General features: G+C 48.9%; 22 protein-coding genes, 1 tRNA gene and 3 pseudogenes. 11 read left to right on the top strand and 15 right to left on the bottom strand.

What is annotated here, in order from left to right; all coding sequences use genetic code 11:
- The first annotated feature begins 335 nt into the window (after window positions 1–335).
- On the top strand, window positions 336–542 hold the full coding sequence (locus tag D8682_RS09435; RefSeq protein ID WP_121814136.1) for a hypothetical protein: 207 nt from the start codon (window positions 336–338) through the stop codon (window positions 540–542).
- Window positions 543–569: 27 nt separating this feature from the next.
- On the top strand, window positions 570–881 hold the full coding sequence (locus tag D8682_RS09430) for a BrnA antitoxin family protein (RefSeq protein ID WP_121814135.1): 312 nt from the start codon (window positions 570–572) through the stop codon (window positions 879–881).
- A 501-nt stretch (window positions 882–1,382) separates the two neighbouring features.
- On the opposite strand, the pseudogene D8682_RS09425 reads toward D8682_RS09430, so the two are convergent.
- Window positions 1,383–1,856, bottom strand: a pseudogene (locus D8682_RS09425) (primase-like DNA-binding domain-containing protein); the annotation flags it as partial.
- Window positions 1,857–1,998: 142 nt separating this feature from the next.
- Between D8682_RS09425 and D8682_RS27180 the strand changes: the two are divergent.
- From D8682_RS27180 to D8682_RS09410, 3 genes are all read left to right on the top strand, one after another.
- The gene (locus D8682_RS27180) at window positions 1,999–2,187 is read left to right on the top strand and encodes a YlcI/YnfO family protein (RefSeq protein ID WP_121814134.1); all 189 of its coding nucleotides are present in this window, start codon (window positions 1,999–2,001) and stop codon (window positions 2,185–2,187) included.
- Between the two features lie 155 nt (window positions 2,188–2,342).
- Window positions 2,343–2,582: a hypothetical protein gene (locus D8682_RS27175; RefSeq protein ID WP_238392831.1), complete on the top strand. Its 240-nt coding sequence runs from the start codon at window positions 2,343–2,345 to the stop codon at window positions 2,580–2,582.
- Between the two features lie 45 nt (window positions 2,583–2,627).
- Complete coding sequence (locus tag D8682_RS09410; protein WP_121814133.1) at window positions 2,628–2,987, top strand: transcriptional regulator; 360 nt, start codon at window positions 2,628–2,630, stop codon at window positions 2,985–2,987.
- Between the two features lie 69 nt (window positions 2,988–3,056).
- Here D8682_RS09410 and D8682_RS26945 read toward each other — a convergent pair whose 3' ends face one another.
- Entirely contained in the window at window positions 3,057–3,209 is a 153-nt protein-coding gene (locus D8682_RS26945; protein ID WP_202914382.1) for a hypothetical protein, read from the bottom strand.
- A gap of 96 nt (window positions 3,210–3,305) precedes the next feature.
- Between D8682_RS26945 and D8682_RS09405 the strand changes: the two are divergent.
- Window positions 3,306–4,001, top strand: a pseudogene (locus D8682_RS09405) (IS3 family transposase); the annotation flags it as partial.
- Here the strand turns inward: D8682_RS09405 and D8682_RS09400 are convergent.
- Window positions 3,989–4,120, bottom strand: a pseudogene (locus D8682_RS09400) (Arm DNA-binding domain-containing protein); the annotation flags it as partial. The pseudogenes D8682_RS09405 and D8682_RS09400 sit on opposite strands and share 13 nt — an antisense overlap.
- A 164-nt stretch (window positions 4,121–4,284) precedes the next feature.
- Window positions 4,285–4,361, bottom strand: a tRNA-Arg gene (locus D8682_RS09395).
- Between the two features lie 187 nt (window positions 4,362–4,548).
- On the opposite strand from D8682_RS09395, the gene folD reads away from it, so the two are divergent.
- From folD to D8682_RS09375, 4 genes are all read left to right on the top strand, one after another.
- Window positions 4,549–5,415 carry a bifunctional methylenetetrahydrofolate dehydrogenase/methenyltetrahydrofolate cyclohydrolase FolD gene (gene folD, locus D8682_RS09390; protein WP_064548772.1) on the top strand — a complete coding sequence of 289 codons (867 nt, stop codon included), beginning with the start codon at window positions 4,549–4,551 and terminating at the stop codon, window positions 5,413–5,415.
- Window position 5,416: 1 nt separating this feature from the next.
- Window positions 5,417–5,629 carry a ribosome-associated protein YbcJ gene (gene ybcJ, locus D8682_RS09385; protein WP_064548770.1) on the top strand — a complete coding sequence of 71 codons (213 nt, stop codon included), beginning with the start codon at window positions 5,417–5,419 and terminating at the stop codon, window positions 5,627–5,629.
- A gap of 65 nt (window positions 5,630–5,694) precedes the next feature.
- Window positions 5,695–6,222 carry a metal-dependent hydrolase gene (locus tag D8682_RS09380; RefSeq protein ID WP_121815671.1) on the top strand — a complete coding sequence of 176 codons (528 nt, stop codon included), beginning with the start codon at window positions 5,695–5,697 and terminating at the stop codon, window positions 6,220–6,222.
- Between the two features lie 339 nt (window positions 6,223–6,561).
- A complete protein-coding gene (locus D8682_RS09375) occupies window positions 6,562–12,132 on the top strand; it encodes a DUF3320 domain-containing protein (protein WP_121814132.1) in 5,571 nt (1,856 codons plus the stop codon).
- A 53-nt stretch (window positions 12,133–12,185) separates the two neighbouring features.
- Here D8682_RS09375 and rnk read toward each other — a convergent pair whose 3' ends face one another.
- Window positions 12,186–12,596 carry a nucleoside diphosphate kinase regulator gene (gene rnk, locus D8682_RS09370; protein ID WP_064548765.1) on the bottom strand — a complete coding sequence of 137 codons (411 nt, stop codon included), beginning with the start codon at window positions 12,594–12,596 and terminating at the stop codon, window positions 12,186–12,188.
- Between the two features lie 159 nt (window positions 12,597–12,755).
- Window positions 12,756–14,132 carry a GntP family permease gene (locus D8682_RS09365; RefSeq protein ID WP_064548762.1) on the bottom strand — a complete coding sequence of 459 codons (1,377 nt, stop codon included), beginning with the start codon at window positions 14,130–14,132 and terminating at the stop codon, window positions 12,756–12,758.
- Between the two features lie 291 nt (window positions 14,133–14,423).
- Between D8682_RS09365 and D8682_RS09360 the strand changes: the two genes are divergently transcribed.
- On the top strand, window positions 14,424–15,254 hold the full coding sequence (locus tag D8682_RS09360) for an alpha/beta fold hydrolase (RefSeq protein WP_064548760.1): 831 nt from the start codon (window positions 14,424–14,426) through the stop codon (window positions 15,252–15,254).
- A 44-nt stretch (window positions 15,255–15,298) separates the two neighbouring features.
- Here the strand turns inward: D8682_RS09360 and D8682_RS26745 are convergent, their stop codons facing one another.
- The 9 genes from D8682_RS26745 to citC all read right to left on the bottom strand — a co-directional run bounded on the left by D8682_RS26745 (window position 15,299) and on the right by citC (window position 23,138).
- Window positions 15,299–15,448, bottom strand: coding sequence for a hypothetical protein (locus tag D8682_RS26745; protein WP_157092968.1), 150 nt, complete (start codon window positions 15,446–15,448; stop codon window positions 15,299–15,301).
- A 101-nt stretch (window positions 15,449–15,549) separates the two neighbouring features.
- Entirely contained in the window at window positions 15,550–16,353 is an 804-nt protein-coding gene (gene rna, locus D8682_RS09355; protein ID WP_121814131.1) for a ribonuclease I, read from the bottom strand.
- A gap of 88 nt (window positions 16,354–16,441) precedes the next feature.
- On the bottom strand, window positions 16,442–17,905 hold the full coding sequence (locus tag D8682_RS09350) for an anion permease (RefSeq protein ID WP_121814130.1): 1,464 nt from the start codon (window positions 17,903–17,905) through the stop codon (window positions 16,442–16,444).
- Window positions 17,906–17,940: 35 nt separating this feature from the next.
- On the bottom strand, window positions 17,941–18,828 hold the full coding sequence (gene citG, locus D8682_RS09345; protein WP_121814129.1) for a triphosphoribosyl-dephospho-CoA synthase CitG: 888 nt from the start codon (window positions 18,826–18,828) through the stop codon (window positions 17,941–17,943).
- A complete protein-coding gene (gene citX / locus D8682_RS09340) occupies window positions 18,800–19,351 on the bottom strand; it encodes a citrate lyase holo-[acyl-carrier protein] synthase (protein ID WP_121814128.1) in 552 nt (183 codons plus the stop codon). The genes citG and citX overlap by 29 nt, the downstream gene beginning before the upstream one ends.
- A 3-nt stretch (window positions 19,352–19,354) precedes the next feature.
- A complete protein-coding gene (citF, locus tag D8682_RS09335; protein ID WP_121814127.1) occupies window positions 19,355–20,869 on the bottom strand; it encodes a citrate lyase subunit alpha in 1,515 nt (504 codons plus the stop codon).
- A 9-nt stretch (window positions 20,870–20,878) separates the two neighbouring features.
- The gene (locus D8682_RS09330; protein ID WP_064548749.1) at window positions 20,879–21,775 is read right to left on the bottom strand and encodes an aldolase/citrate lyase family protein; all 897 of its coding nucleotides are present in this window, start codon (window positions 21,773–21,775) and stop codon (window positions 20,879–20,881) included.
- Window positions 21,772–22,068 carry a citrate lyase acyl carrier protein gene (gene citD, locus D8682_RS09325; protein WP_121814126.1) on the bottom strand — a complete coding sequence of 99 codons (297 nt, stop codon included), beginning with the start codon at window positions 22,066–22,068 and terminating at the stop codon, window positions 21,772–21,774. The genes D8682_RS09330 and citD overlap by 4 nt, the downstream gene beginning before the upstream one ends.
- Complete coding sequence (gene citC / locus D8682_RS09320) at window positions 22,065–23,138, bottom strand: [citrate (pro-3S)-lyase] ligase (protein ID WP_121814125.1); 1,074 nt, start codon at window positions 23,136–23,138, stop codon at window positions 22,065–22,067. Before citC ends, citD begins: the two co-directional genes overlap by 4 nt.
- Window positions 23,139–23,457 lie beyond the last annotated feature (319 nt).

Below are 23,457 nucleotides of genomic sequence, written 5' to 3'. Positions count from 1 at the left end.
TCTAATAATGTCAGTGAATTACATTCGGTTTTTACTCTCAGTAATAAAGATGACATTAAAGTGTTGTGGAAATCACCATGGTTGCTGCTGGTGGTGCGTATGGCGGTGAATCCACACACTGGTGTGAGTTGGATTACGTCCGGGAGCTGTAACGAAAATCGTTATGGTTGCTGCTCACGGGAAATGAGTGAGTGGGAAGAGAGCATATTACGGGGAGGAGGCATTCATTGCGGGATTTTTCATTACAGTTACTTACCGTGAATAACATATATTCATTAGTCTGCACACTATGACATTCCGTATCTTTCCCATATATTTTATAAGGAGAGGTTTTTATGGAGTTGTTTTTGTTTATTGCCGCTATTGTTGTTGCCTGGTTTGTATTGAAAAAAATCATGAAAGGAAACCCTGCTTCAGCAGTTAGCAAATCCTGTAGGGAATGGATTACAGCCGAATACAAAAATGTTGGCCTTCTGAACACCCACCCAGAAACAGGCGACCGCATTCCGGCATCAAGCGATACCTCTGACAGAACACAGTAAAGTAACCCCTACGGAAAATTAAACGCTATGTCGAAGCTTAAATTAAAGTCGGGAACAATACTGACAATCCCGGACGAAGATGCGGCCATTACCGCTGCGATACCTTCCGACCCCGTGACATTCTTACTGGAAGGCGAGAATGTGAAACTGATTCCGCTCAGTCAGTTCTTAGCCTCTCGCCAAAATAAAAGGCGTCCAGCCAAAATTGCGATAACTATCCGCTATTCCCATGAGGTATTGCAAGCATTCAAATCCACCGGCGAAGGCTGGCAAGTGCGAATGGATACCGCCCTTAAAGATTGGCTAAAGAACAACAATCCGAATGATGTAAAAATCTAACAAACTAAGCCCCGTGATATACATGACGGGGCTATTTGTTGACTGTCGAGATTTGGTGTTGTCCGCCAACAGAATGAGCCTTTATTTTTCAGTGAAATTCTCTCCAGGAAAACCGGAGCGGTTCATTACAGTGTGGGGCGACTCACCAGGCGTCACGATAACCGCGCAAAGCGTCTCAGTAATGAAAATGATACGTACAAAATCAACTGGTCAGACTTCATTTACCACCCCCAAATATAAAGTTTGTACCTTTATCTGTCTACTTTCTGATATTTTATCATATATTTCATGATGTTAATCGGTAGGAAGTTACCCCCTCAAGTGTCTACTAGTGTCTACCGGACTCTCTACTGTTTGAACATAAAACAAACAAATGGTAGATACTCACAACCCTACTGCCTACCAAGTGCCTACCGATTTAACTTATTGATATAAAATAATATATTTACCTTTTATTTCATCAGTAGACACGGTAGACACTTTTTCTATAAAGATAATTTTTTATACTGAATTATCAGTATTATTTCCCGTTGCTGCTGGTAGCCATGTTTCTGCATCATCAGCCAAAAGCACATTGGAAATAGTCCTGCCCTTATCAAGCCCTTTGGTGCACTGCTTGCGCTTGAACTCCTTGCCATACTCAGCCATTGAGCCCGGCATATCGGAACCAAAGCGAGTGAGTGATACCGGTTTACCCAGGCCATGTGCTGACATGTAGGAGAGGTAAGAGTGGTAGAGATAGCGGCGCGGGCTGAATGGCACCATTTCAGCGTTGCCTATTACCATGCCCTCACATTCCACGAGTGCCATCAGATAACCGCAAAAATCAACCATGGAATCACCCTCGCGCTTAATCGCTAAGGCCTCCTCAGATTTTCTCTGTTCGGCCAGCAATGCTTTGGCGGCGTTCTGGTCTGCAAAGCGGGTAAGAAGGTGACGAATTATCACCGGTAGAGGCCCGGTTAGTGTTTGCGCACTACCGAGCTTCGCTGTTTTCACACCTAAATAGAATGAAGTGTAAGACACATTATAGATATTTGGTGTCTTACATATCAACACTTTTAAATAATTGCTTTTCGTGTATATTGTCTTACACCATTTACTAGGAGGTGTAGGAATGGCAACGGGGCCAAAGAATGCTAAATCGCAATCAGTGACAGCGCGAATAGCGCATGATCTGATAGATGGGATGGAGCAAACAAAGGAACTAGGCGAAAGCACCGGGCAATTTATCTCCGCCGCACTACAAGGCGAAATAAAACGCCGCCAGCGCCGCAAGACAAAAGCAGAAACGCCAGAAGAGTGATCCACACTGGCAACCAACCAAAGGGCGTGGCCGCAATCCGCACCCTTTTTCTTTGTCTTCAGCCAGGCACATTTTGCACCACCAGCCAGTGATGTAATTATTTTCATCACCTCATTATTGATGTTATGATTTACATCACTAAGGAGAGGTGACACATGCCCGCTGTTGAGTTGATGAACCGTAGGATCCTGATTGCAGATAATGCCTTTGCGCTTATCCGCATTCTTCAGGTAGACCCCGCCATTCTGGGTAGTCACCACCTGTACAAATACAGCCTTGCTTATATCGTCGATGGGGTTTGCGTGCTGCTCTACGACAACGAGCGGGCAAGGGTGATCACAAGCATATTAGTGAACATGAATACCCTGTCACCTTCACCAGTATTGAGAGCCTGATAGCCAGCTTTCAGGTCGATATTAACCAGTTGAGGAGGTAGCACCATGAGAGTGTTAACCATCAGAGTGATGACCGTTGATGATGCCTTCCGGGTGGCTATGGCTGATGCCTCCCGTGCAATGAACGGAGATTTCATCGGCGCGGAGCTGGTATTCCCCACTGTTGAGCAACTCGCCAAAACCATGCTGGCCCCGAACCGCTGGCAAATCATCAAGGCGATGGAAGGTGAGCCAGCCGTGTCTATCCGGGAGCTATCACGCACGGTTAAACGCGATTTTCGAGGCGTATACAACGATGTGCAGGCGCTACTTAGTGGCGGCGTTCTGGACAAAGAAGGTGATAAAATCGTGTTGCCGTATGACCGTATACACATCGAATTTAATTCAGACGACGCCGCAGCGTAATAGCGCCACATACTCAGACTCAGGGCTGGGGGAACCAGGCCTTTTTCTTTTGTGCTGATCTCGCAATGATTACGCATGATTCACCTCAATACGTTTAACCAGCCAGCGCTGAGCCAGTTCGGTGAGTTTCGCCTTGCGTGTTGGTGTCGGCGTATCCAAATCCAGCAAAGTACAATCACGGCTTTCCAGATAGGCCTGCAGCGCCAGTTGGTCTGTGCTCATATAGTCACGTACTTGTTTAGCTTGGATACCCTTCTGTCTGGCCCACACTGGTGGGGGCATACCAAACACCAGACGATTCAGGAACGTGCATTCATTGCTGTAAGCATTGCCGCGATGGTCACCACCAAAGGTATAAAACTGAGCTGCTGGCGGGCAACAAAGCTGATGAAAGCGCTCAATATTATCAGCTGTCAGCAACCTGGCCATCGTTATAAGAAGGCGTCTAAGGAACACATTGAGAGCCCTAATTATCTGGATCGCCAGTTTGCTGTTACTGAGCCTAATCAGGCCTGGTGCGGTGATGTGACTTATATCTGGACGGGAAAACGCTGGGCTTATCTGGCTGTTGTACTCGATTTGTTTTCCCGTAAACCGGTTGGCTGGGCGATGTCATTTTTCCCTGATTCAGCACTGACAGGTAAAGCCCTGTCGATGGCCTGGAAAGCATGGGGAAAATCGGCTAATTTACTGTATCACTCGGATCAAGGCAGTCACTATACCAGCAGGAATTTCAGACAGTTACTGTGGAGATATCAGATAAAGCAAAGCCTGAGTCGCCGGAGAAATTGCTGGGATAACAGCCCAATGGAACGGTTTTTCAGAAGCCTGAAAACAGAGTGGGTTCCGGATAATGGGTACGTAAATTTTAGCGAAGCCAGCATGGCGATAACAAATTACATCACGGGATATTACAGCCAGCTCAGACCTCATCAATATAATGGAGGTCTGACGCCAAATGAATCAGAACGATTGTTCTGGAAAAACTCTAAAGCCGTGGCCAGTTTTTGTTGACCACTACAATAGCGAGCGCCTGTAGGGTTAACGAGTAAATACAAACCGTCGCCATCAGATAGTTTGTAGGGCTTATCCTTTGGCTTGGCTGTGTCTACTTGCCTAGCGTTTAGCTTCATTGGGGGTATTTCCACAAGACCGAACAGCACATTCCCCCATATATACCCCCACATAAGTGTCGATTGCAATAGACACGGGTAGACGTAGAAATAACGAAATTCCTTGCTGTGACTGGGCTTGATGGGATTTTATAAACTTGAGTGGACGTTAAAATAAGTAGAAGTGGTACGCCCTACAGGGCTCGAACCTGTGACCTACGGCTTAGAAGGCCGTTGCTCTATCCAACTGAGCTAAGGGCGCACTGTATTCCTTTCGGAAGCATTGCGGACTCGGATTATACGGTCAGTACCTTACGAGTCAATGGCTTTTCAACTGCCTGCGCGACAATTGAGCATAAACACTTAACAATGCCTGACAGCGAGCCGCGCTTCTGACAAAATAGAAACAATCCCCTCCCTTTTCGATTACAGACGGAATCATCTGACTGATGGCAGCAAAGATTATTGACGGTAAAACGATTGCGCAGCAGGTACGGCTTGAAGTTGCTGAAAAAGTGAAAGCCCGAATTGCCGCAGGAAAACGCGCCCCTGGACTTGCAGTTGTGCTGGTTGGCGAGAACCCTGCATCGCAGATTTATGTCGGTAGTAAACGTAAAGCATGTGAAGAAGTTGGCTTTATTTCTCGCTCCTACGATTTGCCTGACACCACCTCCGAAGCAGAACTGCTGGAGCTGATTGATACGCTCAACGCAGATAAAGAAATCGATGGAATTCTGGTTCAGTTACCGCTGCCTGCTGGCATCGATAACGTGAAAGTTCTGGAACGTATTGACCCGGATAAAGACGTTGATGGTTTCCATCCCTATAATGTGGGCCGCCTGTGCCAGCGTGCGCCGCGTCTGCGTCCTTGTACACCGCGTGGTATCGTGACGCTGCTTGAGCGTTACGGTATTGATACCTACGGCCTGAACGCCGTGGTGATTGGCGCATCCAACATTGTTGGCCGTCCAATGAGCATGGAACTGCTGCTGGCAGGGTGTACCACCACCGTGACGCATCGCTTCACTAAAAACTTACGCCAACATGTCGAGAACGCCGATCTGGTGATTGTTGCGGTCGGCAAACCTGGCTTTATCCCAGGCGAGTGGATCAAGGAAGGGGCGATTGTGGTGGACGTGGGGATTAACCGTCTGGAGAGCGGTAAAGTCGTCGGTGACGTAAATTATGATGAAGCCGCAGTCAAAGCCTCGTATATTACGCCGGTTCCGGGTGGCGTTGGCCCAATGACCGTCGCCACTCTTATCCAGAATACCTTGCAGGCTTGCGAGGAATATCATGATGTCGATGGAGAGTAAAATGGCGACCTTCTCATTAGGTAAACACCCACACGTTGAATTATGCGATCTGCTGAAGCTGGAAGGCTGGTGTGAAAGCGGCGCACAGGCGAAAGCGGTGATTGCAGAAGGGCTGGTGCAAGTAGACGGCGAAGTGGAAACCCGCAAACGCTGCAAAATCGTTGCAGGCCAGACTGTTGTTTTTGAAAGTCTGAGCATCACGGTTCAAGCTTAATTGCATACCGAACACGGCCCATAACGGGCCGTTTCTTTTTGTTCACTCACAAATTTTCACATCCTATGCCAACTATCATCACTCATGCAGCGGTACCCATTTGTTTAGGATTGGGGCTGGGCAAAAAAATCATTCCTCCACGTCTTTTATTGGGCGGTATTGTTCTGGCAATGCTACCGGATGCTGATGTGCTGGCTTTCAAATTTGGTGTGGCGTATGGCAATGCGTTCGGGCATCGCGGTTTCACGCACTCTTTGCTGTTTGCTTTTGTGGTGCCGCTGCTGTGTTTGTTCGGCTATCGCTGGTTCCGGGCAGGTATCATCCGCGTCTGGCTATTTCTGACGGTGTCATTGCTTTCACATAGTCTTCTGGACTCCGTGACGACCGGAGGCAAAGGCGTTGGTTGGTTATGGCCGTGGTCAGACGAACGCTTTTTCGCACCCTGGCAGGTGATTCGCGTCGCCCCGTTTGCACTTTCTCGTTATCTCGAACCACGCGGGCAGGCGGTGATTTGGTCAGAGCTGCAATGGGTTTGGTTACCCGGTTTGTTGATGGCGTTTTTGTTATTTGTGATGCGTAAAAATTTTCGCTGATTTTGCATAAATACCAGGTCAACTTTTTATCGGCTGTGCTGATTGTAAATAAAATAAAAACATCGACATTGCCTTCACAGAAGCTCTCTCTTTCGGGAGAGACAAAGCCCTGCGGGTAACCGTCGGGCAGTCGCATTCTTGTAATAAATGATTTTTATTTATTAAATTTAATATAAATTTGATTAAAATGAAGTAGTGGTTTTTTTATGTATTCCCATTGTCTATAGGGAAGGAGTAAGATATCGGACTAATTATTAATATTTCAAATGGTCACTCATTGTGCAGTGTTAGGGGTGATTTTGATCATCCATCTAAAGCAACGTACAGGAACCTATATATATGTCTGAGAATGAAACTTCATCTTTTCAAAATGGCAATTTATCGTTGGAACACAAACTCGACCGGGCACGTACTGAACTTCTCGATCTAACCGCACGTAATAAACTCCTCAATATTCCACGGACTAAAACAGCGAAGCAACTTGAGATCATTGACGAACGTTCTGAAGAAATCTATCGGTTGCTTGTGAAAGAAGGGAAAACCTTCACTTTTCTTCCTGGTCGGGCAGGAAAGAAAGGTGAAGAAATTGAAGATAATGATGCGGAAGATGGCGATGAAGAAGTAAATGAGCAGGCATATAACGTTGATGAAGATTACGATAGCTCAATTCTAAAAGCTGAACACCAGGATACAAAACTTCAGACTCGCTTAACGTCAAAAGGGCTGCAGAAACGATTACTCGATTTGTATCACGACTCCAAAACCCTTGAAGAAGATCAGGGGGTGAATATTCTCTTCCTTACTCTTGGTTCGTTAAAATGGATAGACCCCAATAATAAAGAAAACATCCGTTATGCGCCTATAGTTCTTTTACCTGTATCCCTTGAACGTGGAACCGCCAGAGATAGATTCAAATTAAAAATTAGACAAGATGAAATCATCCCAAATCTATCTTTAGAAACTTATTTGGAACGGGTGCATGAAATTATTTTGCCTGAAATGAATATGGATGATGATTTCAATATTACCGATTATATTTCTAATATTGCTGAATCTATTACAGTAAAAAACGACTGGCAAGTATTGGTCGATGACATCACGCTGGGTTTTTTCTCTTTTTCAAAATTTCTTATGTATCGAGATCTTGACCCTGCAAACTGGCCTGAGAATGATCGCATTACAGATCAACCAATCATCCGATCTCTTATGGTTGATGGTTTTGATTGTGGCGATGAATTGTTTCCCGATGACGCTCCAATAGACCCGCTTATTCTGCCCCGCGATATGCTGCATATCATGGACAGTGATACCTCCCAAACGCTGGCAATTCATGATGTTCGTAAAGGGAAAAGCCTTGTGATTCAGGGGCCTCCTGGCACAGGAAAATCTCAAACAATCGCAAATGTCATTGCTTCGGCAGTCGCTGACGGGAAAACCGTTCTTTTTGTAGCAGAGAAGTTAGCTGCGCTTGAAGTTGTAAAACGACGTTTGGATCAGGCTGGTGTAGGTGATGCTTGCCTGGAATTGCATAGCAATAAGGCCAATAAGCGTAGTTTTCTTGACGAATTAAAAAGGGTTTGGGAATTGGGTTCGCCCAGAGGAGAGTTTCCTGATGTACTGGTTGAGAATTTAACTGCTGCAAGGGATATTCTGAACCAGCATCCCGTGCGTCTTCATAAAATTTATCATCCTTCAGAGTTATCTCCCTACCAGGTTATGGGGCATCTTGTACGGTTGCGCCAGTCTGGCCAGATACCTACAGATTTTGAACTTCATCATTTTGATCAATGGAATCAAAACGATTTCGCCAAGCGGATTGATTTGATGAAAGAGATCGTTGAGAGAATTACCGATATTGGATTACCTGACAATCATCCATGGAATGGTGTCTGCCTTGAGGAGATATTGCCAATTGAAGTTGAAAGGCTAATTCCTCAATTAAGCGATTTGCAAGAAAGAGTCGCACAACTACAGTCGGATACAATTTTCCTTGCTGGTGAATTAGCTATTACCCCGACGCCATCAACTTTTTCTGAGATAACGCGTTTAGTCCAGGTGGCTGAGTTTGTAGTCGAAGCTCCTAAGATTTCCACGGAAGCTCTGATCTCTAATGTTTGGCAAGGAAGCTTAATTCCTGTTAAAAAACTGATTGAAAGAATCAGAGAACATCAACAACTCTATCAGGATCTAGAACAAGACATTATTGTCGCTGAACTAGAAACGCCTTTAGTGGAATTGGATAATGCCCTCGCTACACTCCCTCAAGATTTTGATTCAAATGGATTCATAGCGTCACGTAATTTAATGAAACCATTACAAAAACTTTCTCAAGATGCTCTCCGGCTTCATGATGAGTTGGGGACTCTGGAGGGATTTAGCACCATTCAAGAGATCGAACGGCTTATCGCTTTAGGTGAAAGAATTGCTGCTGCCCCGAATGCTTGCCCTGATGCCTTTATTGCTTCGGTCTGGGATCATGGTGTAGAAAAAGCGGCTGAGTTAGTGGATTCGATCGCAACGTTCAATTCTATATATGACGCAATTGAAAATCAGGTTAATGAGTCGTCCTGGGAAATGGATTTACTGGCTGCCAGAAACCATCTCGCAATCCATACTGGGCTCTTTCGCTTTTTTAACTCTGACTGGAGAAAGTCCAAAGCGTTAGTGGGTTCACTTTTGAAGAGTCCGACATTACCCATAGCGCAACAAGTCACTCTGCTCGACGAATTAATTCGCGCACAGGCTATGAAAAAAGTCATCACAGAAAATAGCGACTTTGGTCATTCAGCCTTCGGAAGTGATTGGCGAGGAGAAAAGAGCTATAGCCCTTCCCTGATGGCTCTTGTTGAATGGATGAGGACGTTGCGTGGCGTTGGTGCTGAGGCAAGGCAATTGGCTGCTCGCCTTGCCGACCGCGAAGGTATTAAGCTCCGGGCCCAGCAATTAAATGCTTTACTACAGCTAGTCCGATTAGAATTAGATACTCTCTGGCGCGCGTTTGGCCATTCACCAGAAGAGTATTTTTCAAATCAGTTGTCTATTTCCCGCGTTTCGTTAGTGTTCCTTGAACAACGTGTGCAGAATTTAAACTGGATTGATGAATCATCTCGAAAAGTTCTGCTCAATCCGCCCGTGCGTATTGATGAACGAAGCCAGCTAATAATGAAAATTATCAAGTTGCAGGAGGTCACTGCTCAGATCCATTCTGAAAATAGAATGGGTGAAAATGCCTTTGGTGATTACTGGAAAGATCAATTTTCTGATCTTCATATACTTTGCCATGCGTTTGACTGGATTGAACAGCATGCAGATTTACGCTTTGTTGCTGCGAAAATTACTGATTGCAACTCGGTGCTTCAATCGGCAAAAGATACTGTTGATAGTAGCAACCATATATTAAATCACCTCCTTCAGATTGCAGATAACTTACGCTCTAAACCTGAATCACTCTTCGGAATGACAAACATTACTCAACTCTCTTTCACCTGTCTTGATGAAAAACTGCAGGTCTGGATATCCCATTCAGAGCAGCTTTCTAAATGGGTAGCTTATCGACACCGTGTTTCATTAGCGCATAAATTTGGGTTGGGTGAAGTTGTTGCCAGGCTTGCTACTGGGCAACTTGAGTTAGATTCGTGTCTCCCGTCAGTAGAAAGAACGTATTTCGAATCATTGTTAAAAACGATGGTAGCGAAGGAACCTGAGTTAGCTCGTTTCGATGGTGATTTACACGCCCGGCAGGTTGCCGGTTTTGCTGAGTTAGACCTTAAACGAATTAAAGCGGCGAGCCTTGAAGTTGTACGGACACATCACAGGCAGATTCCATCAAAAAATGCGGGTTTTGGCCCTGTAGGGATTCTGCGTTCAGAAATGGTGAAAAAAAGAGGGCATATGCCTATCCGCCAATTGATGTTGAAAGCAGGCTCGGCTATTCAGGCTCTTAAACCCGTTATGATGATGAGTCCGTTGTCTGTCGCTCAATTTTTGGTTCCGGGTAAACAGAAATTTGATCTTTTGGTTATGGATGAGGCTAGCCAGATACAGCCGGTTGATGCCATTGGCGCTATTGCACGTTGTAAACAAGTTGTCGTGGTGGGTGATGAACGCCAATTACCACCTACTCGTTTCTTCGCCAAAATAACCGAATCTGTAAATGATGATGAAGAAGATGTTGCCCAGGTAGCGGATATTGAAAGTATTCTCGGGCTGTTTGTTGCCCGTGGTTTACCACAGAGAATGTTAAGGTGGCATTACCGGAGTAGACATGAATCCCTGATTGCAGTCTCAAATACCCAATTCTATGACAATAAGCTCTTTATTGTGCCTAGTCCCTACACACAAGAAGCCGGGATGGGGCTGCAATTTCGTCCGGTAGCTGGCGGTGTTTTTGAAACTGGGAAAAGTATAAATACTGTTGAGGCTCAACAAGTTGCTTTAGCAATTATGGAGCATGCGCGTAAATATCCCGATCAGTCTTTGGGTGTGGCTACATTTTCAGTTTCGCAGCGTAAGGTAATTCAAGATGAACTAGAGCTGTTACGCCGCCTGAATCCAGATTTAGAAGAGTTCTTTAACGCACACCCGAGTGAACCATTTTTTGTTAAAAACCTTGAAAATGTTCAGGGTGACGAACGTGACGTCATCATGATATCAGTCGGTTATGCTCGAAATGCTCAGGGTTATATGGCGATGCGTTTCGGACCTTTGGGCTCTGAAGGGGGGGAGCGTCGGCTTAATGTTTTGATTAGCCGTGCAAAACGTCGCTGTGAAGTATTCGCTTCCATTACTGATGAAGATATCGATTTAGAAAGAGCGAAAGGCAAGGGCGTGTTCGCCTTCAAGCTCTTTTTACAATATGCCCGCACAGGCAAAATTTCTCTGGCTCAGCGCACTGAGAGGGAAATGGACAGTGTCTTTGAAGAACAGGTTGCTGATGCTATCCAAAAAGCAGGTTATCAGGTTCATCCTCAAGTGGGTATTGCAGGATTTTTTATTGATTTAGGAATTGCTGATACTGAAATGCCGGGGCGCTATTTGCTGGGTATTGAGTGTGACGGCCGTGCTTACTATTCCTCGCGATCAGCGCGAGAACGGGACCGTTTGCGCCAGGCTGTTCTTGAAGATCACGGATGGATTATTCATCGGATTTGGAGCACTGACTGGTTCCAGCGCCCAACGGAACAACTGCAACGAACTCTACAGGCTATTGAATCAGCAAAGCGTGAATTATCTGAACGCTCGGCCCTCATTCAACAGCGTTCCCGCGCAGTACCTGTCGATATCATCACAGTTGATAGAGGCCCTGTTGTTGAAATTGGACTGGTCGATGCCGAAGTTATGGCAGAAACCACGGAAAATTACATAGAGGCCACACCCATTGCATATCCTAACTGTGAACTGCACGAAACTCCTTTAGGCATTCTTACCGAATTAGTTGAGCAGATAGTTGAAATTGAATCACCTGTGCACTTTAGTGAAGTTGTCACCCGAATGAGAACTGCGTGGGGGTTGCAAAGGTCTGGTGCCAGAATTGAGTCGGTCGTGGACAGGGCTGTCAATCTTGTATGTAAGAAAGGTGACATTACCAGAGAAGGGCAATTTTTAACTCACCAACGCTCCATCATTTCGCTAAGAAATCGCCAGAGCGTTCAGTCTCAGGGGCTACGAAAAATTGAAATGCTTCCACCAAAAGAAATCGCTGCTGGGATCATTCAGGTGATTAAGAATAATTTTGGGGCAACTGATGATGAAATTGTTATATCCATTTCGAGAATGCTTGGTTTCAAATCGACTAGCAGCGTTTTGCGAAAAACAATATTAGAAGTTCTTGAAAGTCTTATCGAAGACGAACTCCTTTCGAGAGAGGAGACATTGGTAGTTGAGAATAAATTAATTATTGCAGCTGAGTAATTCACAGCATTGCTGTACGTAAGGGCTTAATGAATATTAAGCCCTTATTGTTTTTAACGGTGAAACTCGCCCGCAGCTTCAGGCTGGTACTGCAACTCCAGCACTTCCAGATGCGTTTGGTTACCGTTTGGTAACGTCCAGTTAATCGTTGCACCGACACGTAAACCCAGCAGTGCTGCGCCAACCGGTGCCATCACCGAAAGTTGGTTATCGCTATCTGTCAGGTTGACCGGATACACCAGCGTGCGCACATGCTCCTCTTTTGAGGCCAGATCGCGGAATTTCACGCGGCTGTTCATGGTCACGACGTCTGCCGGGATATCTTCAGGTTTACGCATTTCTGCTCTGTCCAGTTCGGTGTTCAACGCCTGAGCGACAGGCTGGTTGGCAAACTGTGGTTGCTCCAGCAATCGGTCGATACGCTCGGCATCAAGTTCATTAATGATAATGGCTGGTCTGGACATATTTCTCTCCATGTAAAAAAACAGGCACTCTTGTGTCTGATGGCGGACCTTACAAAAGAAAACCCTCACTCAATGAGTGAGGGTTTGGTCTGTGATGATGATACTGAGCTTAACACTTAGTTTAAAGCGACTTCAGTCACATTTTAATAACAGCACAGTTTACAGAATAATGCTGCCTACCAGAGCGAACAGGAAGGCGATAGTTCCGATCAACGTTTCCATCACGGTCCAGGTTTTCAGGGTAGTTTTCTCGTCCATTTCCAGGAAACGACCAACCAACCAGAAGCCTGAGTCGTTCACGTGAGACAGTACGGTCGCACCACCCGCAATAGCCACCACGATGAAGCACAGGTCGAACTGGCTCAGGCCTGGTGTAACGGCAACCATTGGGGAAATCAGTGCGGCGGTCGTGGTCAGAGCAACCGTTGCAGAACCTTGCGCCACACGCAGAGCGGTAGAGATAACGAACGCGGCAACAATTACTGGCATGCCTGTATCGGACAAAACACCCGCCAACGCATCACCAATGCCGCTGGCACGCAGAACACCACCGAACATACCACCCGCACCGGTCACCAAAATGATGCCACAGATTGGGCCGAGGGCACCGTCACACACTTTTTCCAGATGCTGGCGGCTATGGCGGCCACTAAACACGGCAAGTGAGAAGAAGACGGTAATCAACAGTGCGATAGGGGTTTTACCCAACATTCGCAGCAGTTGAACCACGGTGTTATCGCCACTAACCCAACCGAGTACGGTTGCGGTGTTCAGGCCGGTATCGAGGAAAATCAGTACCAGCGGCAACAACAGAATCGATAATACAGTGCTAAATGCCGGTGGCTGGTGGTTTGGATCCGCTTCAACGCTGCCGAGGAAAGAAGAAGGCAGTGGAACTTCGAATTTTTTACCAGCGTACTGACCAAACAGATATGCGCCGAGATACCAGGTCGGAATGGCGATAACCAGGCCTACAATCACCAGCAGGCCGATGTTTGCACCCAGTAATTCACTGGCAGCAACCGGGCCTGGATGAGGCGGCAGCAGGGCGTGCATGACTGCAAACGCACCGGCAGCAGGTAACGCATATTTCAGCGTAGAACCACCGAATTGTTTTGCCACGCTGAAGATAATCGGCAGCATGACGACCAGGCCCGCATCAAAGAAGATTGGGAAGCCGAACAGTAACGATGCCACACCGAGCGCCAGTGGAGCACGATGAGAGCCAAACTTACCGACCAGCGTGTCGGCAAGCACTTTTGCCCCGCCGGAGATTTCAAGCAAGCGGCCAATCATTGCGCCGAGACCAACCAGCAGTGCAACACCTGCCAGTGTGCTACCAAAACCGCCCAAAATAGTTGGGACAATTTTATCGAACGGCACACCGGTAACCAGTGCGACAACGACACTCACAAGGGTTAAAGCTAAGAAAGCATGCACTTTGAAACGCATGATAAGAATAAGTAGGAGTACAACTGCACAGGCTGCGATCCCTAGCAGGCTTCCTGCACCGAGATGTGTTGTTATTTCGGTCATTTGTTTGTTCCTCTGCGCCGAATTTATAGGTGAAAAATGCGACAAACATAATTCACCAGATTTCTGATACCGGTAACATGATACTGGTAACATTAGCTGTTCGGGAATGGGCTGCCTGATGTTTATTGGCATTTTGGGAGCAAGCTCAAACATTCCAAATAAACCCTTACTAAGTCTGATGGAACAATTGCTGACCGTAAATAAACCTGCCTGGTGAGAAAATTGAATTACGCTGTATATGCACCTTTCAATTGGGCAACTCGCACGACCATCACCTGACCAGGAGATATCATGAGCCATTACGACAAACTCAAGTTAAAGGACGGTAGTTCTCTTTATTTTAAGGATTGGGGGGAAGGACAACCGGTAGTTTTCAGCCATGGCTGGCCGTTAACCGCAGATGCGTTTGAAGATCAGATGTTTTTCCTCGGGCAAAAAGGATTCCGGGTGATCGCTCACGACCGTCGTGGGCATGGTCGCTCATCACAATCCTGGGAAGGCAATCATATGGATCAATATGCTGACGATCTGGAGGAATTGACTGCGCATTTAAATCTCAAAGATGCGATTCATGTCGGTCATTCCACTGGCGGAGGTGAAGTGGCGCGTTACATTGGCCGCCACGGTACTAGCCGCGTGGCAAAAGCCGTACTGATTAGCGCAGTGCCGCCGATCATGGTGAAAACGGATTACAACCCTGATGGCGTACCCATTGATGTGTTTGATGGAATTCGTGAAGGTGTGCGCGTCAACCGGGCAGATTTTTTCAAAGAGCTGACCATGGCGTTTTATGGCTATAACCGTCCTGGGGCGAAAATCTCGGAAGGCGTCAGGGAGAGTTTTGTTGAACAGGGGATGCAGGGGGGAATTAAGGCGCTCTACGATTGTATTAAAGCGTTTTCTGAAACCGACCTGCGAGAAGACCTGAAGAAAATGACTATTCCAACGCTAGTTATTCATGGCGATGATGACCAGATTGTCCCGTTTGAAACCTGCGGTAAAGTCACGGCGGCAACGTTGCCGGATTCGACATTCAAAGTATACCAGGGTGGATCGCACGGCATTTGTACCACCGAGAAAGACCGGGTAAATGCAGATTTACTGGAGTTCTTGAAAGGGTAATCTTCAGGCGGGTGAACCCTGCGTCACCCGCCAATTTAACAACCTTATTTCCTGGCAACCGGCAACATAATCTCTTTTAAGATTTCGTAGCGCTGTTGCGGGGAAAGCCAAATCAAACCTAACAATTTTTGCGCCCGGCCTTCGCGCTCAAACTGGTCTTTCAACTGCATTAAAAAGCGTTTCGTGGTGTTCATAATGACCTCCGTATTTGATACGCAAATCATATGGCGGAAAATACGGAACTAATAGTGAACTGATTATTTTTTGTCTTCAGTGTTTATGGCCGTTTAATCCTCTAATACCCAACGGCATCCAGACGGAACTGTTTTGCACAGTTGCCTGAATTTCTTTGTGTGGCGAATGACCCTTCATTTAACGGGCTGTTAATTTTCCCGGCATCCAGCGAGATTTGCATTTCTGTCAGATAAGCCGGATTACCGTTACAGGTCAGTTTGACCGCTTTCACCGCTTCACTTCCCCAGCTTTTTTCCAGCGCCTTATTGAACGCTTTACGGGTGACGTCTTTACCGTAATTTTCCGCAAGGAAGGTGCCAAATGCACTCTGTTTAAACTCGTTATTCAGACGAACCATGGTGCCGAAGTAGGCGTTGGGATTAAAACCAAAGCACGCGCCGTGTTTAGCGAATTCATAGCGCTCAAGGCAAGACTGGCCGCCAGCACCGGGCATCACGCCTGCGAGTTTGCTGGCGATGTCTGCGGATAACTCAGGCGCAGGTGCCTGGCATTTTTGCGAGCCGCGAGCTTCCGCCATGTTTGGCACCGGGCGGGTAGAGCAGCCGTAACGCATCCAGCGTTTTTCATCCACACCGCGTGAGGCTACAGATTTCGGCAATCCAGGCCACAACCCATGGACCGTCAAAAATGCACGTTTGTCGTCCAGTTCCTGCTGGGTTTTACATTCAGCAGGTTCGTTGCGATTGCGCTCGTGCATGCTCTGACAAAAACCGGTTTGCCAGGAAAGGGCCAGCACGTAGCGCTCGAAATCGCCATATTGTTTGGGTTGCAGATCTTCTGCCAGGGCGGCGGAGTGAGTGGCGCAAGCGAGGGTTAACAGGGCGGTCTGGCAAAGGAATTTCATGCCTTTCTCATTCAGTTAGATGATAATTCCTTATTTAATCATAAAAAAAGCGCCTCAGAGAGACGCTTTGTCCGCAATATGAAAGCCGTTAACTCCACAGCGCCAGAATCGGCCAGCCGACACATAGCAACATGGTGATATAAATCACGCCGAAAATCGCACCCAGGCGCCAGTAGTCTTTCGACTTCACATAGCCGCAGCCGTAAATAATCACGCCAGGGCCGGTGGCGTAAGGTGTCAGGCAGCCCATGATACCAATCGACAGCACCAGCAAAATACACAAGTGTTCCATTGGCACGCCGGGAATTCCTTTACCCACCGCCAGAATCACCGGCAGCATAGTCGCGGTGTGCGCCGACAGGCTGGCAAACAGGTAATGCGCGAAGTAGAACACCAATACCAGCACGATAACCGTAGTATTGGCGGAGAAACCCTCCAGATGGCTACTCATGGTATTGGCGAACCAGTCGATAAAACCGGAACGGGTCAGGCCGCTGGCCATCACTACCAGAGTTGCCAGGTTAACTAAGGTGTTCCACGCACTGTTATATTTGGTGATGTCTTTCCACGGCACCACGTGCAGCGCCAGCATCAGCGATACCGCCAGCAAACCTACCGCTGTTGCATCAATCACCTCGCCGCCAAACACCCACAACCCCAGGCTTAATAGCACCAGGCCAATCAGGGTGATCTCTTTGCGGCTGAGTTTGCCCATCTCTTGCAGCGCGTCTTTCGCCCAGCCGGAGACTTCCTCGCTGTGGGTGATTTCAGGTTTATAGAGGACGTAAGACAGCCATGGCGCGACGATCAGCAGAATAATCCCCACCGGCAGGAAGCTCAAAAACCACTGCATCCAGCTAATTTGAATACCGGCAATTTTGCTGACGAACTCAAGGCCGAGCACGTTGGGAGCCGCACCGGTGATGAACATCGACGAACTGAGGCTGGTACTGATCACCATCATCCACATCAAATAACTGCCGATGCGGCGCGAAGAAGGGTCGTTAGGGAATGACTGGAATAATGGCGGCAGGTTTTTGATTACCGGGAACACGGTGCCGCCGGTGCGGGCGGTGTTTGACGGGGTAAATGGTGCCAGCAGAATATCAATAATCACGATGGCGTAGCCGAGAGTCAGCGTGCGCTTGCCCATGAATTTCACCATAATCAGCGCGATACGGCGACCCAGGCCGGTGACTTCATAGCCCAGCGCGAAGATAAACGCGCCGAATACCAGCCAGACGGTGGTACTGGAGAACCCTGCCAGCCCCCATTTCAACGCCTGCTTGCCCGCGTCAAAAGCTGGGTCGGCTAACTCTTTGGCGTCAAACAGCAGGTAATCGCTGCCGATCACGCAAATCGTCACGGCGATAAAGCTGATCGCGGTGGCCGGGATCGGTTCGAGGATCATGCCGACGATCATCGCGACAAATACCGCGAAGTAATGCCATGCCTGCGGCGGCATGCCATCGGGCACGGGAATGAGCAGCATTATGGCCATGACGACCAGCGGTGCCAGCAACTTCCATATTTTATCTTTTGAAACAGACATAACTGATTCTCCAGTAAGGATTATTCCGATTGATGCTAAGGGTGATATTGCGAAATTTGGGCTAACAACCAGGTGATAATCAGCAGGTCGGCGCTACCGCCGGGGCTGAGGTTGCGTGCAATACAGACGTGGTCGAACTCTTGCAGATGGCGAAGATCTGCGGGCTTACGGATACCGCCGTTAGCGAGCAAGGTGCGGGCGTATTCCTGCAACCAGCTCAGTCCAGCCATGCCGCCGCGAGAGGCCACATTGGTATCGCCGTTGTGTGCCATCAGCAGCAGTAAAGTGTCGAGCAGCGCCAGTTCCGGATCGGTTCCCTGCGTAAGAAGCGCGTGGTAATGCGGCAGCGCCATATTTATCACCAACGGATAACCCGCTTCGGCTTCACCGCGCGCACCGGTTAAGCAGAGTAGCCGGAAAAGCCGTTGCCCGGCGGTTTGCTGGTGGTTGTTGTGGTGCAATTCCCGCTCGGTTATCCCATGGCAAAAAGCGGCTACGGTCTGGCAAATTGCCATCGGCGTAATGGCGCGTTGTTGCTGATGCAGGCGACCAATCGCGGCACACAGTAAGCCGAGTGAAAAAATGCTGCCTTTATGGGTGTTAACGCCTTCTGTTGCGCGAAACATTGCGGCTTCACAGGCGATGCCGATAGGGCGTAAATTTTGCAGAACCTCGCATTCAGGCAATGCTGCGGTGCTGGCACCCAGTTGAATGAAGCGCGGGAAATATGGGCGTATCGCCGCCGCACTTTGCTGAAAATCCTCCAGCGCCATATCTTTATGTGCGCCACAGTTATTGCGGTCGACCAGGCCTGGTTTGGGCGTTAAGTTCACCTCCGCGAGTAACGCGCGGAAAGCCAGTTCGCTGTAATGCGCAACAATCGTTTCCGACACTTCAGCGCGGGGCTGCGTCATCTGCATCATTGAGCAGCGTCTCCATACGAGCGAGCAGTTCAGCAAGCGGATGCGCCTGTTCACGGGCGCAAACAGCGGCGGTTTGTTCGCACAACAGGCAGCGGCGGGCGGGGAGCGAAAAGTCACGGCGCGAGAGAATTTGCCCTTGCGGTGTCAGCACGTCGAAGTCCCACAGGCGGCCAAGAGGATGGTTTTGCTCAAGCTCAATGGCGGCTTGTTTCACCGCGGCAGGCTGGGCGGCGATTGCCAGCAGAGCTTCCGGGCCAGTCGCCAGCGCCAGGCAGCTCTGTTTTTTGATTTCCCAGCCTGAGCGTTCTGCTAACTGGCGAAACGCCCGGAGGCCGTGGTTAAAAATACGCCGCGTCAGTTCGCTGTCTTTGACTGAACCAGGGGCGACAACGGTGAAAGAAACCAGGGTGACGGCGTGGCGTGCAAGCCACTCCTGTTGCCTTTTTTGGCGCGCATCCCGGCTGGCAAGTAGCTCTGGCACAGTGACTTTGGCGTGCGTCGCAGATGAGAGATACATCGGCATGATTTACCCCTTCACCTGATGCACAACATCAATCACCGAGCCATCGCGGTAACGCACCACGGCGATTACGCGGTCGGTAAATTCAATCGCTTTGGGGAAGCCGGTGAGGATTTGCGCCCGCTCGCGCAACCACTCGATGGTGACGATTTTCATGCCGGCTTCTTTCAGGCGTTCTGTCAGTTCAGGGCGCGCAGGGTTGACGGCAATACCGTGATCGGTAACCAGAATATCGACGCTGGAACCCGGTGTGATGCAGGTCAGGACGTTATCGACCAGCGTAGGGATTCGGCCACGCACCAGCGGGGCGACAATAATGGAAAGGGCGGCGGCAACGGCGGTATCGCAATGCCCGCCGGAAGCGCCGCGCAACACGCCGTCGGAACCGGTCAGCACATTGACGTTAAATTGGGTATCGACTTCCAGCGCGCTCAACACCACCACATCCAGGCGGTCGACTGATGCGCCTTTCGAGCCCCAGTTGGCGTACTGATTGGCGCTGATTTCAATGTGATTAGGGTTACGAGCCAGCGATTCGGCGGCGGTGCGGTCAAAACTCTGCACATCGAGCAGTTTTTTAATCAGCCCCTTTTCATGCAGATCGACAATCGTTGCGGTGATGCCACCAAGGGCAAAGCCTGCATGAATGTTGCGGCTGCGCATTTTGTCTTCCAGAAAACGGGTCACCGCCAGTGAAGCGCCCCCGGTCCCGGTTTGCAGGGAAAAACCTTCTTTGAAGTAGCCGGAATTGACGACAACATCTGCCGCAGTACGCGCGATGAGCAATTCACGCGGGTTGGAGGTCATGCGTGTGGCATCGGCACCGATTTTGTCGGCATCGCCCACTTGCTCAACCTGTACGATCAAATCGACCTGATCCTGCATGATACTGGCGGGGTTGTGCGGGTAGGGCAGCAGCGCTTCGCTTAGCAACACCACCTGACGGGCGTTTTCGGCATCGACTTTGGCGTAGCCCAGCGAACCGCAGCAGGCTTTGCCGGTGTAGCCATTAGCATTGCCGAATTCATCGCACGATGGAACGCCAAGGAAAGCGACATCGATTTTTAGCTCGCCGCTTTTCACCAGTTGTACACGTCCGCCATGGGAGTGGATTTGCACCGGTTCTGCCAGCAGGCCACGTGAGATTTCTTCTGCCAGCGGGCCGCGCAAACCAGAGGTGTAAATACGCGTCACCACGTTATTGCGGATATGCTCGATTAATGGCGCATGGCAATCGCTCAGTGAACTTGAGGCCAGCGTCAGGTTTTTAAAGCCCATGCTGGCGATGGTCGCCATTACGCTGTTCAGCGTCAGGTCACCGCCACGAAACGCGTGGTGGAAGGAAATCGTCATACCGTCGTGCAGGCCTGAGCGGCGAATCGCCTCTTCCAGCGAATTACACAGCTTTTTGGTGCGCGGTTTTTGCGCCTGCAAATTCAGTTTCGAGACATTCTTATAAGCCGGTAAATCGCTTTCACTGCGGCGACTCCAGGCGGCAATACGTTCTTGTTTCTGCGTCATTTTTTTGCCTTATTCTTCACGAATGCCGGAAAGTGCGGCGCGAGATAACACCAGACGAGCACGTTCGATAACCGGGCTGTCGACCATTTTTCCGTTCAGCGACACCACGCCACGGCCTTCACGGGCGGAGGCTTCGGCGGCTTCCACCACTGCGTTGGCGTGATCGACTTCTTTTTGCGTCGGGGCGTAGAGGTTGTGTAACAGCTCAATCTGGCGCGGGTTGATCAGCGATTTGCCGTCGAAACCCAGTTGTTTGATATGCGCCGCTTCGTGCAAAAATCCGGCTTCGTTATTGGCATCGGAATAGACGGTGTCGAAGGCCTGAATCCCCGCCGCGCGGGCGGCTTGCAGAATGGAACAACGGGCAAATAACAGTTCGATACCTTCGGGGGAACGTTCGGTGCGCAGGTTGCGCACATAATCTTCCGCACCCAGCGCGATACCAATCAAGCGTGTGGATGAATGGGCAATTGCCACTGCCTGAGTGATACCTTGCGGGGATTCAATGGCGGCCAGAATTCCGGTGCTACCGGGTTCGCGGCCACATGCGGCTTCAATGCGCGCGATTTCACTTTCGGTATCAATGACGTCTTGTGCGGTGTCGGTTTTTGGCAGGCGCACAATGTCGGCACCGCCGCGCACCACGGCTTCCAGGTCGGCCACGCCATATTCGGAATCAAGTGGATTCACGCGCACGATGGTTTCCACATCCTGATACAGCGGGTGTTGCAACGCGTGGAAAACCAGACGGCGGGCGGCGTCTTTTTCGCGCAGGATAACTGAGTCTTCCAGATCGAACATCAGCGCATCGGCCTGATAAATAAAGGCGTTGCTGACCATCGCCGCATTGGCACCCGGCACAAATAACATGCTGCGGCGGGTGCGGTTCTTTTGTTCCGGCGTCATAGGTTTTTCTCCCATGGCAGGGCGGTGATATCGCTTGCGCGAACCAGCAGGGTTTCCAGACGGGCGCGCAGAATGCAGTCCAGCGCGCCTTTGTCGTCAAGAATCAGTTGCACGCCTTTAACCTGATGGCGAGCGAGGATCTCCAGCACCGTGGCGCGTATGGCTTCGCCAAACTGTTTTTCAACGTTGCTGCTGATTTGCAGGTCGATCTCTTGTGTATCGAGTGGTGCGATGCGGATCATCACATCGCCAGACTCCAGGGTGCCGGCAACGGCTGCATGAGTAATGTTCATTTTTCACCTGTTAATGTGGATTCCAGTTGCCCGCCCACGCTGTTTTGCGGGCGGGCAGCGAGCATGCGTTCTAAGTAGTCGCGAGTGACTTCGGGAACCAGAATGTCGATGGCGGCAAAGTCTTTCTTCACCAGTAGCTTGCGTACCCACGAGGCGGAAATCGCCATGCCGTGATATTGCAGACGTTCAATTTCCACCAGTTCAATCGGCGGAGCGGGGAGCGATGGAGTTTCCAGCCAGTGGCGCATGTCTTTGTTGTAGGTGGCGGTGACTTCGCAATACGGTTCGGTACCGACGAAACGGTGGGTAATACCGAGTGCTGGGGCCAGATACTGACGGAAAATTTTCAGGTCGATTTCGGTGTGGCAATGGTTGAGCACGCCCTGTTCTTTGATGAAGTAACAAGGGAATGTCGCGCGGGAAATGATGTACTCTGAGCCTCGATGGACGGTGAGTTTTTTAATTTCGGCGGTGCCGGAACGCACCAGTGCCAGGCGGTCTTCGTACGGGAAGCGCGAGGTATCCTCTTTCACCAGGAAAACATGCAGCCAGTCGCACTGTTCTGCGGCTTTCTGAATTAAATAACGATGGCCGTGAGTAAAGGGATTGGCATTCATCACGATGCAGCCAATTTTGCTGCCAGCCTGGCGCAGTGTGGTTAAATAACTGGCGTAACGTTGCAGGCGTGTGGCGCTATTTTCCATCAGTACCATCATGCCTGGCACGCTGGTGATGGTGTAAAAACCACATTGCTTAAATAACGCTTCGTTCTGTGTTTTGGTGTAGATAAACAGGTGTGGGCATTGCCGTTCGTAGGCGAGATTAATTAATTCTGTTGCCAGGGTGAGCGCCAGCCCTTCACCGCGTACAGATTCGTCGATTGCCACGCATTTAATTATATTTCCAGCAATGCCTCCGCAGGCGATAAGTTTATCGTCGCGAGTGACCGTAATAAAGACTTCTACCGTCGTATCAATGCTCAGGTCATTTTCACGCAGGAAGTGCGTGATAGCGGACATTTTTATATTTTCGGCGCGTTTAACCTGGGCGAACACGGTATTGCCAAACATGAGTGGTGACTTCCTTGTTTGAGTATATTTGTTGCAACTTATAACGTTTTATTTTCAATTGAGCTTTTCAGCATTTTTTCTGCTGTGGGGAAGATCGTAAGGGGTATTTGTTCGCCAGGTTTTGAACTGTTTCACAAAGGGTTACCTGATTTAAATAGACTTAATGGTTTTTATTTATTTAATTAATTTCTTCGCAAGTTGTGACGTGGTTTTTATTTGTTTAATTGATTTAATGTTCTGAATCTGTGACGATCGATTTTATTAATTTCGCGGTTTTAGAAACAATTTCATTACATTTGTCGAACGCCAGAAAAAGGAA

This window comes from Buttiauxella sp. 3AFRM03 (assembly GCF_003675305.1).
GTDB lineage: Bacteria > Pseudomonadota > Gammaproteobacteria > Enterobacterales > Enterobacteriaceae > Buttiauxella > Buttiauxella ferragutiae.
The sequence above is the reverse complement of the archived record's forward strand: the minus strand, read 5'-3'. Positions and strand labels throughout refer to the sequence as shown.

What these genes read in the sequence shown, in the direction of transcription:
- D8682_RS09435 (WP_121814136.1), top strand. Translation starts at nt 336, where the DNA reads ATGGAGTTGTTTTTGTTTATTGCCGCTATTGTTGTTGCCTGGTTTGTA.
- D8682_RS09430 (WP_121814135.1), top strand. Translation starts at nt 570, where the DNA reads ATGTCGAAGCTTAAATTAAAGTCGGGAACAATACTGACAATCCCGGAC.
- D8682_RS27180 (WP_121814134.1), top strand. Translation starts at nt 1,999, where the DNA reads ATGGCAACGGGGCCAAAGAATGCTAAATCGCAATCAGTGACAGCGCGA.
- D8682_RS27175 (WP_238392831.1), top strand. Translation starts at nt 2,343, where the DNA reads ATGCCCGCTGTTGAGTTGATGAACCGTAGGATCCTGATTGCAGATAAT.
- D8682_RS09410 (WP_121814133.1), top strand. Translation starts at nt 2,628, where the DNA reads ATGAGAGTGTTAACCATCAGAGTGATGACCGTTGATGATGCCTTCCGG.
- D8682_RS26945 (WP_202914382.1), bottom strand. Translation starts at nt 3,209, where the DNA reads ATGAGCACAGACCAACTGGCGCTGCAGGCCTATCTGGAAAGCCGTGAT.
- folD (WP_064548772.1), top strand. Translation starts at nt 4,549, where the DNA reads ATGGCAGCAAAGATTATTGACGGTAAAACGATTGCGCAGCAGGTACGG.
- ybcJ (WP_064548770.1), top strand. Translation starts at nt 5,417, where the DNA reads ATGGCGACCTTCTCATTAGGTAAACACCCACACGTTGAATTATGCGAT.
- D8682_RS09380 (WP_121815671.1), top strand. Translation starts at nt 5,695, where the DNA reads ATGCCAACTATCATCACTCATGCAGCGGTACCCATTTGTTTAGGATTG.
- D8682_RS09375 (WP_121814132.1), top strand. Translation starts at nt 6,562, where the DNA reads ATGTCTGAGAATGAAACTTCATCTTTTCAAAATGGCAATTTATCGTTG.
- rnk (WP_064548765.1), bottom strand. Translation starts at nt 12,596, where the DNA reads ATGTCCAGACCAGCCATTATCATTAATGAACTTGATGCCGAGCGTATC.
- D8682_RS09365 (WP_064548762.1), bottom strand. Translation starts at nt 14,132, where the DNA reads ATGACCGAAATAACAACACATCTCGGTGCAGGAAGCCTGCTAGGGATC.
- D8682_RS09360 (WP_064548760.1), top strand. Translation starts at nt 14,424, where the DNA reads ATGAGCCATTACGACAAACTCAAGTTAAAGGACGGTAGTTCTCTTTAT.
- D8682_RS26745 (WP_157092968.1), bottom strand. Translation starts at nt 15,448, where the DNA reads ATGAACACCACGAAACGCTTTTTAATGCAGTTGAAAGACCAGTTTGAG.
- rna (WP_121814131.1), bottom strand. Translation starts at nt 16,353, where the DNA reads ATGAAATTCCTTTGCCAGACCGCCCTGTTAACCCTCGCTTGCGCCACT.
- D8682_RS09350 (WP_121814130.1), bottom strand. Translation starts at nt 17,905, where the DNA reads ATGTCTGTTTCAAAAGATAAAATATGGAAGTTGCTGGCACCGCTGGTC.
- citG (WP_121814129.1), bottom strand. Translation starts at nt 18,828, where the DNA reads ATGATGCAGATGACGCAGCCCCGCGCTGAAGTGTCGGAAACGATTGTT.
- citX (WP_121814128.1), bottom strand. Translation starts at nt 19,351, where the DNA reads ATGCCGATGTATCTCTCATCTGCGACGCACGCCAAAGTCACTGTGCCA.
- citF (WP_121814127.1), bottom strand. Translation starts at nt 20,869, where the DNA reads ATGACGCAGAAACAAGAACGTATTGCCGCCTGGAGTCGCCGCAGTGAA.
- D8682_RS09330 (WP_064548749.1), bottom strand. Translation starts at nt 21,775, where the DNA reads ATGACGCCGGAACAAAAGAACCGCACCCGCCGCAGCATGTTATTTGTG.
- citD (WP_121814126.1), bottom strand. Translation starts at nt 22,068, where the DNA reads ATGAACATTACTCATGCAGCCGTTGCCGGCACCCTGGAGTCTGGCGAT.
- citC (WP_121814125.1), bottom strand. Translation starts at nt 23,138, where the DNA reads ATGTTTGGCAATACCGTGTTCGCCCAGGTTAAACGCGCCGAAAATATA.